At 70.6% G+C, this 13,976-nt stretch carries 13 protein-coding genes; 6 read left to right on the top strand and 7 right to left on the bottom strand.

From position 1 onward, the window contains the following. The first annotated feature begins 138 nt into the window (after positions 1 to 138). Positions 139 to 1,563, top strand: coding sequence for a M1 family metallopeptidase (locus tag AB0D12_RS15610; protein ID WP_362681897.1), 1,425 nt, complete (start codon positions 139 to 141; stop codon positions 1,561 to 1,563). 54 nt (positions 1,564 to 1,617) lie between these two features. Here AB0D12_RS15610 and AB0D12_RS15605 read toward each other — a convergent pair whose 3' ends face one another. Then, the gene (locus AB0D12_RS15605) at positions 1,618 to 2,193 is read right to left on the bottom strand and encodes a TerD family protein (protein WP_266547139.1); all 576 of its coding nucleotides are present in this window, start codon (positions 2,191 to 2,193) and stop codon (positions 1,618 to 1,620) included. 194 nt (positions 2,194 to 2,387) lie between these two features. Here AB0D12_RS15605 and arfB point away from each other — a divergent pair, with 194 nt between their 5' ends. Continuing rightward, positions 2,388 to 2,852 (top strand): alternative ribosome rescue aminoacyl-tRNA hydrolase ArfB, encoded by a 465-nt coding sequence (arfB, locus tag AB0D12_RS15600; protein ID WP_362681894.1) that lies wholly within the window; start codon positions 2,388 to 2,390, stop codon positions 2,850 to 2,852. Between the two features lie 211 nt (positions 2,853 to 3,063). Here the strand turns inward: arfB and AB0D12_RS15595 are convergent, their stop codons facing one another. Beyond that, positions 3,064 to 3,537 carry a flavin reductase family protein gene (locus tag AB0D12_RS15595; protein WP_327328377.1) on the bottom strand — a complete coding sequence of 158 codons (474 nt, stop codon included), beginning with the start codon at positions 3,535 to 3,537 and terminating at the stop codon, positions 3,064 to 3,066. Positions 3,538 to 3,903: 366 nt separating this feature from the next. On the opposite strand from AB0D12_RS15595, the gene cdgB reads away from it, so the two are divergent. Continuing rightward, positions 3,904 to 5,544, top strand: a complete 1,641-nt coding sequence (cdgB, locus tag AB0D12_RS15590) for a diguanylate cyclase CdgB (RefSeq protein WP_362681891.1) — start codon at positions 3,904 to 3,906, stop codon at positions 5,542 to 5,544. A gap of 87 nt (positions 5,545 to 5,631) precedes the next feature. After that, positions 5,632 to 6,603: a CBM35 domain-containing protein gene (locus AB0D12_RS15585; RefSeq protein WP_362681888.1), complete on the top strand. Its 972-nt coding sequence runs from the start codon at positions 5,632 to 5,634 to the stop codon at positions 6,601 to 6,603. A gap of 50 nt (positions 6,604 to 6,653) precedes the next feature. Here the strand turns inward: AB0D12_RS15585 and AB0D12_RS15580 are convergent, their stop codons facing one another. The 5 genes from AB0D12_RS15580 to AB0D12_RS15560 all read right to left on the bottom strand — a co-directional run bounded on the left by AB0D12_RS15580 (position 6,654) and on the right by AB0D12_RS15560 (position 12,027). Then, entirely contained in the window at positions 6,654 to 7,499 is an 846-nt protein-coding gene (locus AB0D12_RS15580; RefSeq protein ID WP_362681885.1) for a class II fructose-bisphosphate aldolase, read from the bottom strand. Positions 7,500 to 7,760: 261 nt separating this feature from the next. Then, positions 7,761 to 8,687: a 1-phosphofructokinase family hexose kinase gene (locus AB0D12_RS15575; protein ID WP_362681882.1), complete on the bottom strand. Its 927-nt coding sequence runs from the start codon at positions 8,685 to 8,687 to the stop codon at positions 7,761 to 7,763. A gap of 117 nt (positions 8,688 to 8,804) precedes the next feature. Continuing rightward, on the bottom strand, positions 8,805 to 9,959 hold the full coding sequence (gene nagA, locus AB0D12_RS15570) for an N-acetylglucosamine-6-phosphate deacetylase (RefSeq protein ID WP_362681880.1): 1,155 nt from the start codon (positions 9,957 to 9,959) through the stop codon (positions 8,805 to 8,807). After that, positions 9,959 to 10,897, bottom strand: a complete 939-nt coding sequence (locus AB0D12_RS15565; RefSeq protein ID WP_362681877.1) for an ROK family protein — start codon at positions 10,895 to 10,897, stop codon at positions 9,959 to 9,961. The genes nagA and AB0D12_RS15565 overlap by 1 nt, the downstream gene beginning before the upstream one ends. Positions 10,898 to 11,133: 236 nt before the next feature. Continuing rightward, positions 11,134 to 12,027, bottom strand: coding sequence for a sugar isomerase (locus AB0D12_RS15560; protein ID WP_362681874.1), 894 nt, complete (start codon positions 12,025 to 12,027; stop codon positions 11,134 to 11,136). A gap of 299 nt (positions 12,028 to 12,326) precedes the next feature. Between AB0D12_RS15560 and AB0D12_RS15555 the strand changes: the two genes are divergently transcribed. Both AB0D12_RS15555 and AB0D12_RS15550 read left to right on the top strand, forming a co-directional pair. Further along, the gene (locus tag AB0D12_RS15555; protein WP_362682087.1) at positions 12,327 to 13,550 is read left to right on the top strand and encodes an extracellular solute-binding protein; all 1,224 of its coding nucleotides are present in this window, start codon (positions 12,327 to 12,329) and stop codon (positions 13,548 to 13,550) included. A 173-nt stretch (positions 13,551 to 13,723) separates the two neighbouring features. Next, positions 13,724 to 13,972, top strand: a complete 249-nt coding sequence (locus AB0D12_RS15550) for a DUF3263 domain-containing protein (RefSeq protein WP_327324436.1) — start codon at positions 13,724 to 13,726, stop codon at positions 13,970 to 13,972. Positions 13,973 to 13,976: the final 4 nt, after the last annotated feature.

Genomic DNA, 13,976 nt, shown 5'->3' with positions numbered 1-13,976 from the left:
CCCTCGTGTCGACGGGGGGCGGCCGGCCCGTGCTCGCAATCGTCCAGGACGCGGCCGGCCGCCGGGGCTCGGCGACGAGGACCGGGCGGCCTTCCAGAGCACGAGCGGCTGAAATCTGCCCCGGATAGGATCAAAAGGGTGGACCTGCGAACTCTCGTACGCGCCCTGACGCCCGTTGTCGCCCTGCTTCTCCTCGCGGGGTGCACCGACGCCGAGGCGGGCGTGCGCGGAAAGCCGGGCGCCGCGGGCACGGGTGATCCGCTCTTCCCCAAGCTCGGCAACGGCGGTTATGACGTCCAGCACTACGCCCTGACGCTGGGCTACGACCCGAAGACGGGCCGCCTCGACGGCACCGCCGAGATCACCGCCCGCGCCACTCAGGATCTGAGCGCCTTCAACCTCGACTTCCACGGGATGACGGTCACCGGCGCCACCGTCGACGACAAGGCGGCCGCCGCCAACCGCGCGGGCGACGAGCTGACGCTGAGGCCGCACCGCGACCTCGACAAGGGCAAGACCTTCCGCACCGTCGTCCGTTACTCCGGCGTCCCGAAGACGATTGTCGACAAGGACGCCGACAAGGACACCGGGAAGCCGCGGGAGGGCTGGCTGAAGACCGCTGACGGCGCGCTCGCGCTGGGCCAGCCGATCGGGTCGATGGCCTGGTTCCCCAGTAACAACCACCCGAGCGACAAGGCCACGTACGACATCACCGTCACCGTCCCCGAGAAGCTGCAGGCCAGCTCCAACGGCGAGTTGAAGGCGACCCCGAGCACCACCGACGGGCGTTCCACCTTCCGCTGGACGTCGAAGCAGCCCATGGCGAGCTACCTCGTCACGCTCGCCGTCGGCGACTACCGGCTGACGAAGTCGCGTACGCCGTCCGGTCTCCCCGTACTCACCGCCGTCAACCAGGCCGTGCCCGACGAAAGCACCAAGGTCCTCGCCCGGATCCCCGAGATGACGGAGTGGGGGGAGGAGAACTTCGGCCCGTATCCCTTCTCCTCCACCGGTGCGATCGTCGTGCCGGCGGCCGCTTCCGACTACGCCCTGGAGACGCAGACCAGGCCGGTCCTCCCCCTGGACCCGGGCGAGAACGAGCTCGATGTCGAGACGCTCCTCGTCCATGAGGTGGCGCACCAGTGGTTCGGCGATTCCGTGTCGCCCAAGTCCTGGAAGGACATGTGGCTCAACGAAGGCTTCGCCCAGTACGCGGAGTGGATCTGGCTCGAGGACTACCACGACACCCCGGCCCGGAAGAGCTTTGACGAGGCCTTCGCCGAGGAGGCCAACTGGGCCTTCCCGCCGGCCGTTCCGCCCTCCGGGGCGGAGGTTTCGGACGCCCCGGTGTACCACCGCGGCGCGATGGTCCTGCACAAGATCCGTCAGGCGGTCGGCGAGGAAGTCTTCTTCGACATCGTGAAGGGCTGGGCGGCGGCGCACCGCCACTCCAACGCCTCCACCGCCGACTTCACCGAGTACGTCGAGAAGAAGTCCGGCAAGGACCTGACCGAGCTCTGGGGCACCTGGCTGTACGGGAAGGACAAGCCCGCGGCGCCGTGACAACGGCAGGAGCCCCGGGCCGACGGCCAGGGGCTCCTGTGTACAGCGCGTACGTCAGAGGTTGACGCCGAAGTCGCGGGCGATGCCCTCGAGGCCCGAGGCGTAACCCTGGCCGACGGCGCGGAACTTCCACTCCGCGCCGTTGCGGTACAGCTCGCCGAAGACCATCGCGGTCTCGGTGGCGGCGTCCTCGCTCAGGTCGTAGCGGGCGAGCTCGGCGCCGCCGGCCTGGTTGACGATACGGATGTAGGCGTTCCGCACCTGGCCGAAGTTCTGGCTGCGGGTGACGGCGTCGTAGATCGAGACCGGGAAGACGATCTTGTCGACGTCGGCGGGCAGACCCGCCAGGTTGACGTTGATCTGCTCGTCGTCGCCGCCGCCCTCGCCGGTGCGGTTGTCACCGGTGTGGACGATGGTCTGGTCCGGCGTGGCCTTGTTGTTGAAGAAGACGAAGTGGGCGTCGGAGGCCACCTTGCCGCCGGGGTTCACACCGATCGCGGAGGCGTCGAGGTCGAAGTCGGTGCCGGTGGTGGTGCGGACGTCCCAGCCGAGGCCGACCGTGACGGCGGTCAGGCCCGGTGCCTCCTTGGTGAGCGAGACGTTGCCGCCCTTGGACAGGCTTACTGCCATTGGGAAGTCCCCTTCGTGGTCGACTGTGCGGGCTTCGAGCCCTCCCGAAGCTACCGTCACACCTCATAACGCAGGCAGGGGACTGCCAGGTTCCACCCGCCTTTGTTCTTTTTGCCTGCGGGTGCCTGCGGGTGCCTGCGCTGTCCGGTGGAAAAGCGGGTGACGTGGACGGCGCCGCACGCGACCATGGACATATGTCCGGGACCCAGCCCCATCGGGGGTCCGGGGGGCGTCCCCCCGGTAAACACAGCATCCGCGGTTCGGTCTTCCTGCCGGAGGCCGAGCTCATGTGGCGTTTCTCGAGGTCGTCGGGGCCCGGCGGGCAGCATGTCAACACCAGCGACTCGCAGGTGGAGCTCCGTTTCGACCTCGCCAAGACCGAGGCGCTGCCGCCGGTGTGGAAGGAGCGCGCGCTGGAGCGGCTCGCGGGGCGGCTGGTCGGCGGGGTGATTTCCGTACGCGCGTCGGAGCACCGCTCGCAGTGGCGCAACCGTGAGACGGCCGCGGTCCGGCTCGCCTCGCTGCTCGCGGAGGCGACGGCGCCTCCGCCGCGGCCGCGTCGGGCGACGAAGATTCCGCGCGGTATCAACGAGCGGCGGCTGCGGGAGAAGAAGCAGCGGGCGGAGACCAAGCGCGGGCGCACGGGCCGGGACTGGTAGCGCGCGGAATCTTGCTGGGGCTCCGCCCCGGGCCCGGCGCCTCAATCGCCGGTGGGGCTTGTTGTTGGGCTCCGGCCCGGGCCCGGCGCTTCAATCGCCGGCGGGGCTTGTCTTGGGCTCCGCCCCGGACACCGCCTCAATCGCCGGTGGGGCTTGTTTTGGGCTCCGCCCCGGGCCCGGCGCCTCAATCGCCGGCGGGGCTCAACGTTGCTCAACCAAGCTGGTGATAGCGGCCCTTGAAGTACGTCAGGGGGCCGCCGTCCGGGCTCTCCAGGCCGGCCTTCAGCACCCGGCCGATCACCAGCGTGTGGTCGCCCGCCTCGATCCGCTGCTCGGTACGGCACTCCAGCGTCGCGAGCGCGCCCCGCACCAGCAGCGACCCGCACACCTCACCCCTCGTGTACGGGATGTCCTCGAACAGCAGCCGGTCGCTGACCCGCCCCTTCATCGCGAAGCGCCCGGCGATGTGCCGCTGGCTCTCCGAGAGCACCGAGACGCCCCACAGCGGTTGTTCCGCCAGCAGGTCGTCCATGCGTGAGCCGTTGCGCAGACTCACCAGTACCAGGGGCGGGTCCAGCGACACCGACATGAACGCGGTCGCGGTCATGCCGACGTCCTCGCCGTGCGGTCCGTAGTCGGCGTCGTTCGCGGTCACCAGCACCACACCCGCGGCCAGCCGGGACATGGCTGCGCGGAACTCCTCGTTGCTCACCCCCTCAGCATGGGGGATGGCAACAGCGGCTGGAGTGGGGGTCGTCTGCAACACACGAGGAACGCTAGTCTCTGCCGTCCGTCGCCCGCATCGGGCCTTGGGACCAGTCGAGTCCTAGGACCAGCGCACCCGGATTTGCGTTCAAGAAAGCGATGGAGCGCTCCCACTCGATCCACGCAACCCTTCATCATCTGATGTGACTTGAGTCACAGAGTGCGGTATTTGTTGACCCTGTGTACCGAGTGGGCAGCTCGCTGTGATTCAGTGGCCGTGATACCGCAACAAGAACGCTGATGAGAACCCTGGAGTTTGCTGTCGAGGTCTCGGGGAGAGCGAGCAATGGAGACCGAGTCGGAGCCCTACGTCCGTCTTGCGACCCTGCGGCAGCTGCATCAGGCTGTCGCGGACCTCAACACGGCCCGGAGCTTGGCCGACACTCTGCAGACCGTCGCCGACGGCATCGTCGCAGGACTCGGCTACGAGCTGGCCTGCGTCAATCTCGTTCGTCCCGACGGTGATCTCGTCGTCGCCGCGTTCGCCGGCAGTGCCGCCGCGGAAGCCCTGATCACCGGGCGGGTCGGCTCCCGCCCCTCCTGGGAACGCCGGCTCTCCATGGGCGAGGCCTGGGGAGAGCTGCGTTTCATACCGCACACCGAGGGCTGGGTCCTCATCGAGGACGACGTACCGCAGTGGCACACCGAGGGCCCCGATCCCCGCTTCGACGACGAGTGGCACCCGCAGGACCGCCTCTACGCCCCCATGTACGCATCGGGCGGCGGCCGCGAACTCCTCGGTGTCATATCCGTCGACCGGCCGCGCAACGGCCGCAGGCCGGGAGCCTGGGGCCAGGAAGCGCTCCAGATGTACGCCTCCCAGGCGGCCATTGCGATCAGCAACGCCCGGCTGCGAGCAAATATGCAGCGCGCCCTGGTCCGTCTCGAGCGCGAACAGCAGGCCCTGCGCGCCAGCGAGGAGTCCTTCCGGCAGGCCTTCGAGTACGCGCCCAGCGGTATGGCCATCGCCGAGATGGGCGGCGACCAGCACGGCCGGCTGCTGCGCACCAACGACGCCCTGTGCCGGCTGCTCGGCCGTCCCGCCTCCGCGATGCGCCGCTACTCCTTCGCCGATCTCGTCCACCCCGAAGATGTCGGCACTCTGCTGCGTACGTCCGCCGAGGGCGGCCGTGCCGAGCTGCGTCTCGGCAGACGGGACGGGACGTACGTCTGGGTCTCGCTGCGCAACTCCGTCGTCGCGGACACCGCCGACGGGCCGCGCTTTCTGCTGACGCACGTCGAGGACATCGAGGAGCGCAAGAGCCACGAGCTGGCGCTCGCCCACCGCGCCTCGCACGACTCGCTCACCGGCCTGCCCAACAGCGCCGAGCTGCGGGCCCGGCTCAGCTCCCGGCTGTGCGAGCGGCCGTACGAGGAGCGGGAGTCGGCCATCGAGGCTCTGGACGCCGCGTACGCCGGTGACGGTGAGCACATTTTCCGCAGCGAGGGCTTCGACACCGACTCGGTCGGCGGCCCGTACAACCACCATGTCCACACCGTCGCGCCCGACGGAGAGACCAACGACGGGACGAAGGGCCTCGCGGTCCTCTTCTGCGACCTGGACGGATTCAAGTCGATCAACGACCGCTTCGGGCACCAGACGGGCGACGCCGTGCTGGTCGAGGTGGCGCGGCGGCTCACCACGGGCGTACGGGACGGGGACACGGTGGCCCGGCTCGGCGGTGACGAGTTCGTCGTCCTCGCCGACGGCCTGGGCTCGGCGGACGCCGCCGACCTGGCCGTACGCCTGCGGAACGCGATCATCCTGCCTATCCGGGTCGGCGGCCGCGGAGTCCGCGTCGGGGCCAGCTTCGGTATCGGCTGGGCGAGCTGCGGGATGTCCGTCGAGGAGGTCCTGCAATCCGCGGACCAGCGGATGTACATCGAGAAGCGGTCCCGTGCGAAGGTGCACAGGCGGGCGGGCTGAGGTCTACGCCACCCTTTCGGTTGCTCCGAACCGGGTAGGCTCGCCCACGTCGGCGATGTGCTGACGACATGGTGAGGAGTGACTGGGATGACGGCCGCGAACAACGGCGCGAGCACGCCCGAGGACGACGATCCGTTCGGCTATCTGTACGAGGACGGACGGGCAGCAGGCGCGACACCGCCCGGCCAGGGCCGCGGCTACGGCTATCCAGGTCCCGCCGCGCAGCCCGGCGTCCCCAGAACCTCGTACAACCAGGTCCGGACGGTCGGCGAGCGCCAGTACGGCCAGCAGGTCCCGCAGCAGTATGCGTACGGCCAGCAGCAGGGGCACGCCCAGGGCCAGCCGACCGCGCAGTACGCGGCGCCCGAGACCTACCCCGGTGGCGCCCCCACCAGCACGGTCCCGCCGCAGGGCACGGGCCACGGCGGCGGACGCAGTGGCGGCCCCAACACCAAAGGCTTGCTGATCGGCGCGATCGCGGTCGTCGCGGTCGTCGTGATCGGCATCGGCGCGGCGCTCCTGACGGGCGGCGACGAGGACAAGAAGGCGGGCGGCCGGCCGGGCGGGAACGGCGGCGCGACCGCGGGCGAGTCCGTGAAGCCCAGCGAGCAGCCGTCCGCGTCGGACAAGCCGGCGGACCTGCCGAAGCAGGACGCGGCGACGCTGCAGCTCGGGGTCCCGGCGAAGCTGGCGAAGGACATCAAGGGCGCGGAGGGCACCGACGGCGCGTATGTGACCGACTTCAACGCGGTCGGCGCCTCGGTCACCTGGAAGGCAAACGTCGCCGAGGCCAAGGAGTACCGGCTGTACGTGCGCTACGCCATCCCGGCCGTGGACGCCAACGCCACCCTGACTGTGAACGGCAAGGCGAACAGCAACCCGCTGGGCCTGAAGAACTTCGTCAAGTCCACAGACCCGAACTGGGAGAAGAACTGGCAGACCACTTGGGCGCCGGTGAACCTCAAGAAGGGTGAGAACGAGATCAAGATCTCGTGCGAGAACGGCAATCAGTGCAACGCCATCCTCGACTGGCTCCAGGTCAGCGACGGGGAGCTCTGAGCACCCTCAGCCCAGCTGCGCTGTGACGATCCGGGCCTCGGCCCGGATCGTCACAGCAGCTCCAGGAAGCCCGCCACCGTCCCGGTCATCGCCTCGCGAGCCGGGACGAGGTATTTCCGGGGGTCCACCGTCTGCGGGTTGGTCTCCAGGAAGGCCCGTACCGCACCGGTGAACGCCGTGTTCAGTGCCGTGCCGACGTTGATCTTGGTCATACCGGAGGTGACCGCCGCGAGGATCTCCGCGTCCGGGACGCCCGACGAGCCGTGCAGGACCAGCGGCACCGGCACCGCGTCCCGCAGCCGGCCGATCAGCGCGTGGTCCAGGGCCGCCGTGCGCTCCGTCATCGCGTGCATGGAGCCGACCGCCACCGCCAGTGCGTCCACGCCCGTGGCGGCCACGTAGGCCGCTGCCTCGGCCGGGTCCGTGCGGACGCCCGGGGCGTGGGCGTCGAGCGGGGCCTCACCCTCCTTGCCGCCGACCTTGCCCAGTTCCGCCTCGATCCAGATGCCGCGCTCGTGGCCCCAGCGCACCGCGTCCGCCGTGGCCCTGACGTTCTCGTCGTACGGCAGCTTCGAGGCGTCGAACATCACCGAGCTGAAGCCCTCGTCGTCCGCCGACCGCAGCAGGCCCACCGAGACGACATGGTCGAGGTGGAGGGCGAGCGGCGCGGTGGACGCGTGGGCCACGGAGGCCGCGGCGGCGGCGATCGCGGAGAGCCGGCCGCCGTGGAACTTCACGGCGTTCTCGGAGATCTGGAGGATCGCGGGTGTGCCGGCCTGCTCGGCGCCGGCGGCGATCGCCTCGGCGTGCTCCAGGGTGATGACGTTGAAGGCGGCGATGCCGCGGCCGTCGGCCGCGGCGGCCGAGACGAGTTCACCAGTGGTGACGAGTGGCATGGTGCATCCCAATTCCCGGGCGGCTGAGCCCGTTTGTGCGGAGTCGGGCGCAGAAGCCCGGAGAGTTGCCGCCGCGGCGCGATGGTGTCGGCGTGCCGGGGCGCCGGTGCTGCGGCGTCGGGTCGGACCGGGGGCGACCGGCCTCGGGGCCGCCCGGCAGCTGCCGGGCGCGTGCCCTGACGCCGAGCCCGCATGCCCTGACGCCGAGCCCGCGTGCCCTGACGCCGAGCCCGTGTGCTGTCACGCGGATCCCGCGCTCCCTCACGCCGCGGCCGCGCGCTCGGTCACCGCTATGCGCGGCAGCAGATCCTCGTACGCCCCGGCGTCGTACTCGCCCGCCGCCGGAGCCAGTACGGTAGCCGCCGACAGGGCCACGGCCCGGGACAGCCGGTCCGGCCACGGGAGCCGTTCCACGAGCCCGGAGAGCAGTCCGGCCACCGCCGAGTCGCCCGCGCCCGTCGGGTTGCCCTTCACGGATGTCGGCGGGATCGCCTGCCAGACGCCGTCAGGAGTGGCCGCCAGCACGCCGTCCGCGCCGAGCGAGGCGACCACCGTGTGCGCGCCGCGGCGGCGGGCGTCGCGGGTGGCGCGCAGTGGATCACGGGAGCCGGTGAGCTGCGCGAGCTCGTCCGCGTTGGGTTTGACGAGGTCGGGACGGGCGGCGATGCCGCGGCGCAGTGGCTCGCCGCTGGTGTCGAGGAGTACGGGGACGTCCGCGCTGCGGGCGCGGCGGACCAGTTCGGCGTATGCGCCGACATGGATGCCGGGCGGCAGGCTGCCGCACAGGGCGACGGCTTCGGCGTCCCGCAGGAGGGAGGCGTACGAGGAGAGGAACATGGCCCACTCCTCGGCGGTCACCGTCGGGCCCGGCTCGTTCAGCTGGGTCGTGTCGCCGCTGGTGTCGTCCACGACGGCGATGGTGCGGCGCGTGGTTCCGGCGGTCGGGACGAGCGCGTCATGTGGTGCGAGAGGGGCCAGCAGGTCGCGCAGTACGGCTCCGGTGGAGCCGCCCGCGAAGCCCGTGACCACCGTCTCGTGTCCCAGTGCGGAGAGCACGCGGGCGACGTTGAGGCCCTTGCCGCCGGGGCGTTCGCGGACCTCGCTGACGCGGTGGCTGGCGTGCGGGATCAGCGCGCCGACCCTGTAGGTGATGTCGAGAGCGGTGTTGAGCGTGACCGTCAGGATCACCCGTAACACCCCCCGGAGAATGCGCGTGCCATGCTCGTACGGGACCTGATCATGCCAAACGGAAGACGGTTGGCCCAGACCCCCGAGCCAACCACCTTGCCGTAACTTGCGCAGAAATCACCCAACTTGGGGCTCAATCAGCCATTCGCCCTTGCGCATGACCCCCTTGAGCGTGAACTCCGCGTCGAGGACCACCAGGTCGGCGTCCTTGCCCGGCTCCAGCGAGCCGACCGTGTCGTATGCGCCGAGCAGTTTCGCCGGATTGGCCGAGATGGCCCGGACGATGTCCTCCACCGGCAGCTTGTCGATCGTGGCCGCGCGTTTGAAGGCGGTGTCCAGGGTGAGTGTGGAGCCGGCGATCGAGCCGCCCTCCACCAGCCGGGCGACGCCGTCCTTGACGTCGACGGCGAGCGGGCCGAGCTGGTAGCGCCCGTCGCCGAAGCCCGCCGCGTCCATGGCGTCCGTGATGAACGCGACCCGGTCCGCGCCCGCGCGGTGGAAGGCGAGTTCCAGGGCGGCGGGGTGCAGATGTGTGCCGTCGTTGATCAGCTCGACCGTGATCCGCTCGTCCTCGAGGAGCGCGGCGATCGGTCCAGGTGCGCGGTGCCCGAGTGCGGGCATGGCGTTGAAGAGGTGGGTCGCCACGGTCGCGCCCGCGTCGATGGCCTCGACGGTCTGCTCGTACGTCGCGTCCGTGTGCCCGATCGCGGCGATCACGCCGTGCTCGGCGAGCAGGCGTACGGAGTCGATGCCGCCGGGCAGTTCGGTGGCGAGGGTGACCATCTTCGCCGTACCGCGCGCGGCGTCGATCAGCTTGCGCACCTCGGCAGGGTCGGGGTGGCGCAGCAGCGCCTCGCTGTGCGCGCCCTTGCGGCACGGCGAGATGAACGGGCCCTCGAAGTGGATACCGGCCAGGTCGCCCTGTTCGACGAGTTCGGAGAGGAAGCCGGCCCGTTGGGCGAGGAAGTCCATCTCGCCGGTGACGGTGGAGGCGACGAGTGTGGTCGTGCCGTGCTCGCGGTGGGTGCGTACGCCCTTCAGCACGTCCTCGGCGCTGCCGGAGGTGAACGAGGCGCCGCCGCCGCCGTGGTTGTGGATGTCGACGAAGCCGGGGACGACCCAGTGGCCGGACAGATCGCGGGCGGGCGCGTCCGCCCGCGCGGCGCCGGCAATCTTCGTGCCGGCGACGACGAGCCGTCCGTTCTCGACGATCCCGGTCGGCAGCACCACCCGGGCGCCCGCGAGAACTGTGCTTTCGGCGCTTGCGGCCATTAGGCGGTTACCTCCGAGTCGGTGGCGAGCAGATCCCAGGCGAGCAGCCCCGCGCCCAGGCATCCGGCGGTGTCCCCGAGGGCAGCCGGGACGATGGCGGGCAGCTTCTGGAACGTGACGCGCTCCTCGACCGCGGCCCGCAGTGGTGTGAACAAGGTTTCCCCCGCCTCGGCGAGACCGCCACCGATGATCAGCGTGCGGGGGTCCAGCAGGGTGAGCGCGGTGACCAGGCCGGCGGCGAGCGCGTCGACGGCGTCGTGCCAGACCCGCGCGGCCCGTTCGTCGCCGGACTCGACGGCCTTCGCGCAGTCGGCCGCGTCCGCGTCCGGGTCGCCGGATGCGGCGGCCCAGGCCCTGGTCACCGCGGCGGCGGAGGCCAGCGTCTCGAGGCAGCCGCGCTGGCCGCAGCCGCAGTCGGGGCCTTCGGGGCGTACGACGATATGGCCGATCTCGCCCGCGTATCCGTGGGCGCCGGCCTCGATGGATCCCGCGATGCCGATGGCACCGGCGATCCCGGTGCCGAGCGGCACGAACAGGAACCGGTCGGCGCCCTTGCCGGCCCCGATCCGGCCCTCGGCGAGGCCGCCGGTCCTGACGTCGTGGCCGAGCGCGACCGGTACGCCGCCGAGGCGTTCGGCGAGCAGGGCGCGCATCGGTACGTCGCGCCAGCCGAGGTTGGCGGCGTAGACGGCGATGCCGCGGTCGGCGTCGACGAGGCCGGGTACGGCGACGCCGGCGGCGAGGGAGCTCTCGCCGAGGTGCTCGGCGCCGTACGCGCGTAGTTCCTCGGCGAAGCCGAGGATGGTCTCGACGACGGCGTCGGGCCCGCGTTCGCGCCCGGTCGCGCGGCGGGCCTCGTACAGCAGCGTCCCGTCCACCCCGACCAGGGCGGCTTTCATCCCGGTGCCGCCCACATCGAGGGCGATGACATGTCTCACGTGGACAGTCTGGCGTGTACACCCAAGAAAGGTCTAGTCCACTGTGACGGATTGTTGCGCGGTCATACAAACGGCGGAGTGACCGGGGCTCCGCCCCAAGCCCCGCTCCTCAATCGCCGGACGGGCTGCAATGCAGCCCGTCCGGCGATTGAGGACACGCCCGGAGGGCGTCCGGGAACAGGTCCACCGCAGGCGCACCCGCACCCGCCGGACCTGGCCCGCACCCCGCGGACCCGTCAGCCCAGAATCACGCTGCGGGTCAGGTTCTGCGGGCGGTCCGGGTCGTAGCCCTTCGACTCGGCCAGCGTCACCGCGAGACGCTGCGCACGGATCAGGTCCGCCAGCGGGTCCGTCTCCTGACGGGCCACCAGCGTGCCGCCCACCCGGGCCACGTCCACCGACAGGCCCTCCGGCAGCGCGCCGAAGACCCACGCCACCCGGCCGGGACCGGTGATCGAGATCGGACCGTGGCGGTACTCCATCGCCGGGTACGACTCCGTCCACGCACCCGCCGCCTCGCGCATCTTCAGACCCGCCTCGAGCGCCAGCCCGTACGTCCAGCCGCGGCCCAGGAACGTCCACTGCTCCGCGCCGACCACCGCGTCCGCGAGCGGCTCCGTGATCGCGAGCTCCGCGTCGACCGCCGCGTCGGTGACCGACTTCAGCCCCGGGATGTCGCCGAGCCCCGCCCGCAGGAACGCCAGCGCGGTCGTGGCGAACCGGGTCTGGACGACCGACTCCTCGTCCGCCCAGTCCAGCACCGCCACCGCGTCCGCCGCCTCCATCACGGGCGTCTTCGGGTCCGCGGTCAGAGCCAGCGTCGGCACCGAGCCCTTCAGCTCGCGCAGCAGGTCGAGCACCTCGGTCGTGGTGCCGGAGCGGGTGATCGCGACGACACGGTCGTAGGACCGGCCGGCCGGGAACTCGGAGGAGGCGAAGGCGTCCGTCTCGCCCTGTCCCGCCGCCTCCCGCAACGCGGCGTACGCGATCGCCATGAACCAGGACGTCCCGCACCCGGTGACGGCGACGCGCTCGCCCGGCGCCGGAAGTCCCTCGAAGACGGCGGCAGCCTCGGCCGCTCGTCGCCAGCAGGCGGGCTGGGTGGCAATTTCTGCTGCGGTACGGGACATGCGGCAAGGCTCCTAGTGACGTGCGCGTAACTCGGGACCGGCACCGACCATTTCGTGCCGTGACGTGCTTAGCAGGCCGTGGCCTACCCGGGCAATGCCCGTCCGCCGTGGGTCAGGCGTTGCAGAAGTGATATCCAGTGGAGTAGACCTCATCACCCGGATGGGGGAAAATCGCAGCTCTTCTCAGAAGACGTCGCGGGGGACCGTCTGGGACAAGACGGGCAACCAACGGCAGAGGGTGGGGAAGAGCTGTGCAGCAGCGCTTCTTGGGTCTGACCGCGGCAGTCGCCGCACTGGGTATGACGGTGACGCTCTCGGGCTGTGGCAGCTCCAGCGCTTCCGGAGATGTGACGCTCAAGCTGGTCGCGGCCGACTACGACGTGGCCGGCGGCCAGAGCAGCAAGAAGTACTGGGCGGATCTCGCCGCCGCGTTCGAGTCCAAGAACCCTGGCATCAAGATCGACGTCCAGATCGAATCCTGGAACGACGTCGACCGCAAGGTCGCCGAGATGGTCAAGGCGGGCAAGGCCCCTGACGTCGCGCAGATCGGCGCGTACGCCGACTACGCCGCGGCCGACAAGCTCTACAGCGCGGACCAACTGCTCTCCGTACCCGTGCAGTCCAACTTCCTCGGCCCGCTCGTCGACGCCGGCGAGCAGCGGCATGTCCAGTACGGTCTGCCGTTCGTCGCCTCCACCCGGCTCCTCTTCTTCAACAAGAAGCTCTTCAAAGAGGCCGGCATCAAGGAGGACCCGAAGACCTGGGACGACCTCAAGGACGACGCGGTCAGGCTGAAGGCCAACACGGACGCGAAGTACCCCTTCGCGCTGCCGTTCGGTCCGGAAGAGGCCCAGGCCGAGACCATGATGTGGCTGCTCAGCGGCGGCGACGGCTATATCGACCCGGTCGGCAAGTACGCGATCGACTCCACGCAGAACATCAGCACCTTCACCTGGCTGAAGGAGAACCTGGTCGAGAAGAAGCTCACCGGCCCGGTCGCGCCCTCCAAGCTGAACCGCAAGGAGGCGTTCGCCGCCTTCACCCGCGGCGAGGTCGGCATGCTCAACGGTCACCCCTCGCTGGTGCAGGCCGCCGAGAAGGCGGGCATCCAGGTCGGCCAGGTGGCGCTGCCCGGCAGGAACGGCAAGGCCAGGTCGGCGATGGGCGTCGCCGACTGGATCATGGGCTTCAAGCAGAACGGCCACCGCGTCGAAGTCGGCAAGTTCCTGGACTTCGTCTTCAGCGACAAGAACGTCCTCGACTTCGCCGGCCAGAACGCCCTGCTGCCGGCGACGGTCACCGCGTCCGAGGCGATGGAGAAGGACCCGGCGCACCTGGAGCTGAGGAAGTTCCTCCACGAGCTCCCCACCTCGGTGCTTCCGCCGGTCGGCAAGACGTCGTGGGCCTCGGTCAGCGAGAACATCAAGGGGAACATAGGCAAGGCCGTCGAGCCGGGCGGCGACCCGGCGACCGTCCTCGGCCGGATCGGCCGGGCGGCCACCGCCGCGGAGAACGCCGAGTAGCCGAGGTCCGGCAACCGCGCAGCCGAGGTCCGGCAACCGGGCAGCCGAGGTCCGGCAACCGGGCAGCCGAGCCGCCCGGCAACCGGGCCGCCGAGTGCGCGGACAGCCGGGCAGCCGGGCAGCGGGGCAGCCGAGTGCGCGGACAGCCGGGCAGCGGGCCTCGTCGCGCGGATATGTTGGATCGTATGACCCACGACGAGGCGCTCTCCGAGCGGGACCGTGCCGTTCTGGCCATGGAGCACCACTCCTGGCCGGGACCCGGCGCAAAGGAACGGGCCATCCGCGAGCAGCTCGGTATCTCCCCGGTCCGCTACTACCAGCTCCTCAATGCCCTTCTCGACGACGAGCGCGCCCTGGCTCACGACCCCGTGACCGTCAACCGGCTGCGCCGCGTCAGAGACGCCCGGCGAAGTCGCCGATAGGGTC

The organism is Streptomyces sp. NPDC048479 (assembly GCF_040651435.1).
GTDB lineage: Bacteria > Actinomycetota > Actinomycetes > Streptomycetales > Streptomycetaceae > Streptomyces.
Note: the sequence above shows the minus strand (reverse complement) of the source record. Positions and strands in the feature narration are given on the sequence as shown.

Excerpts from the sequence above, each read along its gene's own strand:
- AB0D12_RS15605 (WP_266547139.1), bottom strand. The coding sequence starts at position 2,193 with ATGGCAGTAAGCCTGTCCAAGGGCGGCAACGTCTCGCTCACCAAGGAG.
- arfB (WP_362681894.1), top strand. The coding sequence starts at position 2,388 with ATGTCCGGGACCCAGCCCCATCGGGGGTCCGGGGGGCGTCCCCCCGGT.
- AB0D12_RS15595 (WP_327328377.1), bottom strand. The coding sequence starts at position 3,537 with ATGTCCCGGCTGGCCGCGGGTGTGGTGCTGGTGACCGCGAACGACGCC.
- cdgB (WP_362681891.1), top strand. The coding sequence starts at position 3,904 with ATGGAGACCGAGTCGGAGCCCTACGTCCGTCTTGCGACCCTGCGGCAG.
- AB0D12_RS15585 (WP_362681888.1), top strand. The coding sequence starts at position 5,632 with ATGACGGCCGCGAACAACGGCGCGAGCACGCCCGAGGACGACGATCCG.
- AB0D12_RS15580 (WP_362681885.1), bottom strand. The coding sequence starts at position 7,499 with ATGCCACTCGTCACCACTGGTGAACTCGTCTCGGCCGCCGCGGCCGAC.
- nagA (WP_362681880.1), bottom strand. The coding sequence starts at position 9,959 with ATGGCCGCAAGCGCCGAAAGCACAGTTCTCGCGGGCGCCCGGGTGGTG.
- AB0D12_RS15560 (WP_362681874.1), bottom strand. The coding sequence starts at position 12,027 with ATGTCCCGTACCGCAGCAGAAATTGCCACCCAGCCCGCCTGCTGGCGA.
- AB0D12_RS15555 (WP_362682087.1), top strand. The coding sequence starts at position 12,327 with ATGACGGTGACGCTCTCGGGCTGTGGCAGCTCCAGCGCTTCCGGAGAT.
- AB0D12_RS15550 (WP_327324436.1), top strand. The coding sequence starts at position 13,724 with ATGTTGGATCGTATGACCCACGACGAGGCGCTCTCCGAGCGGGACCGT.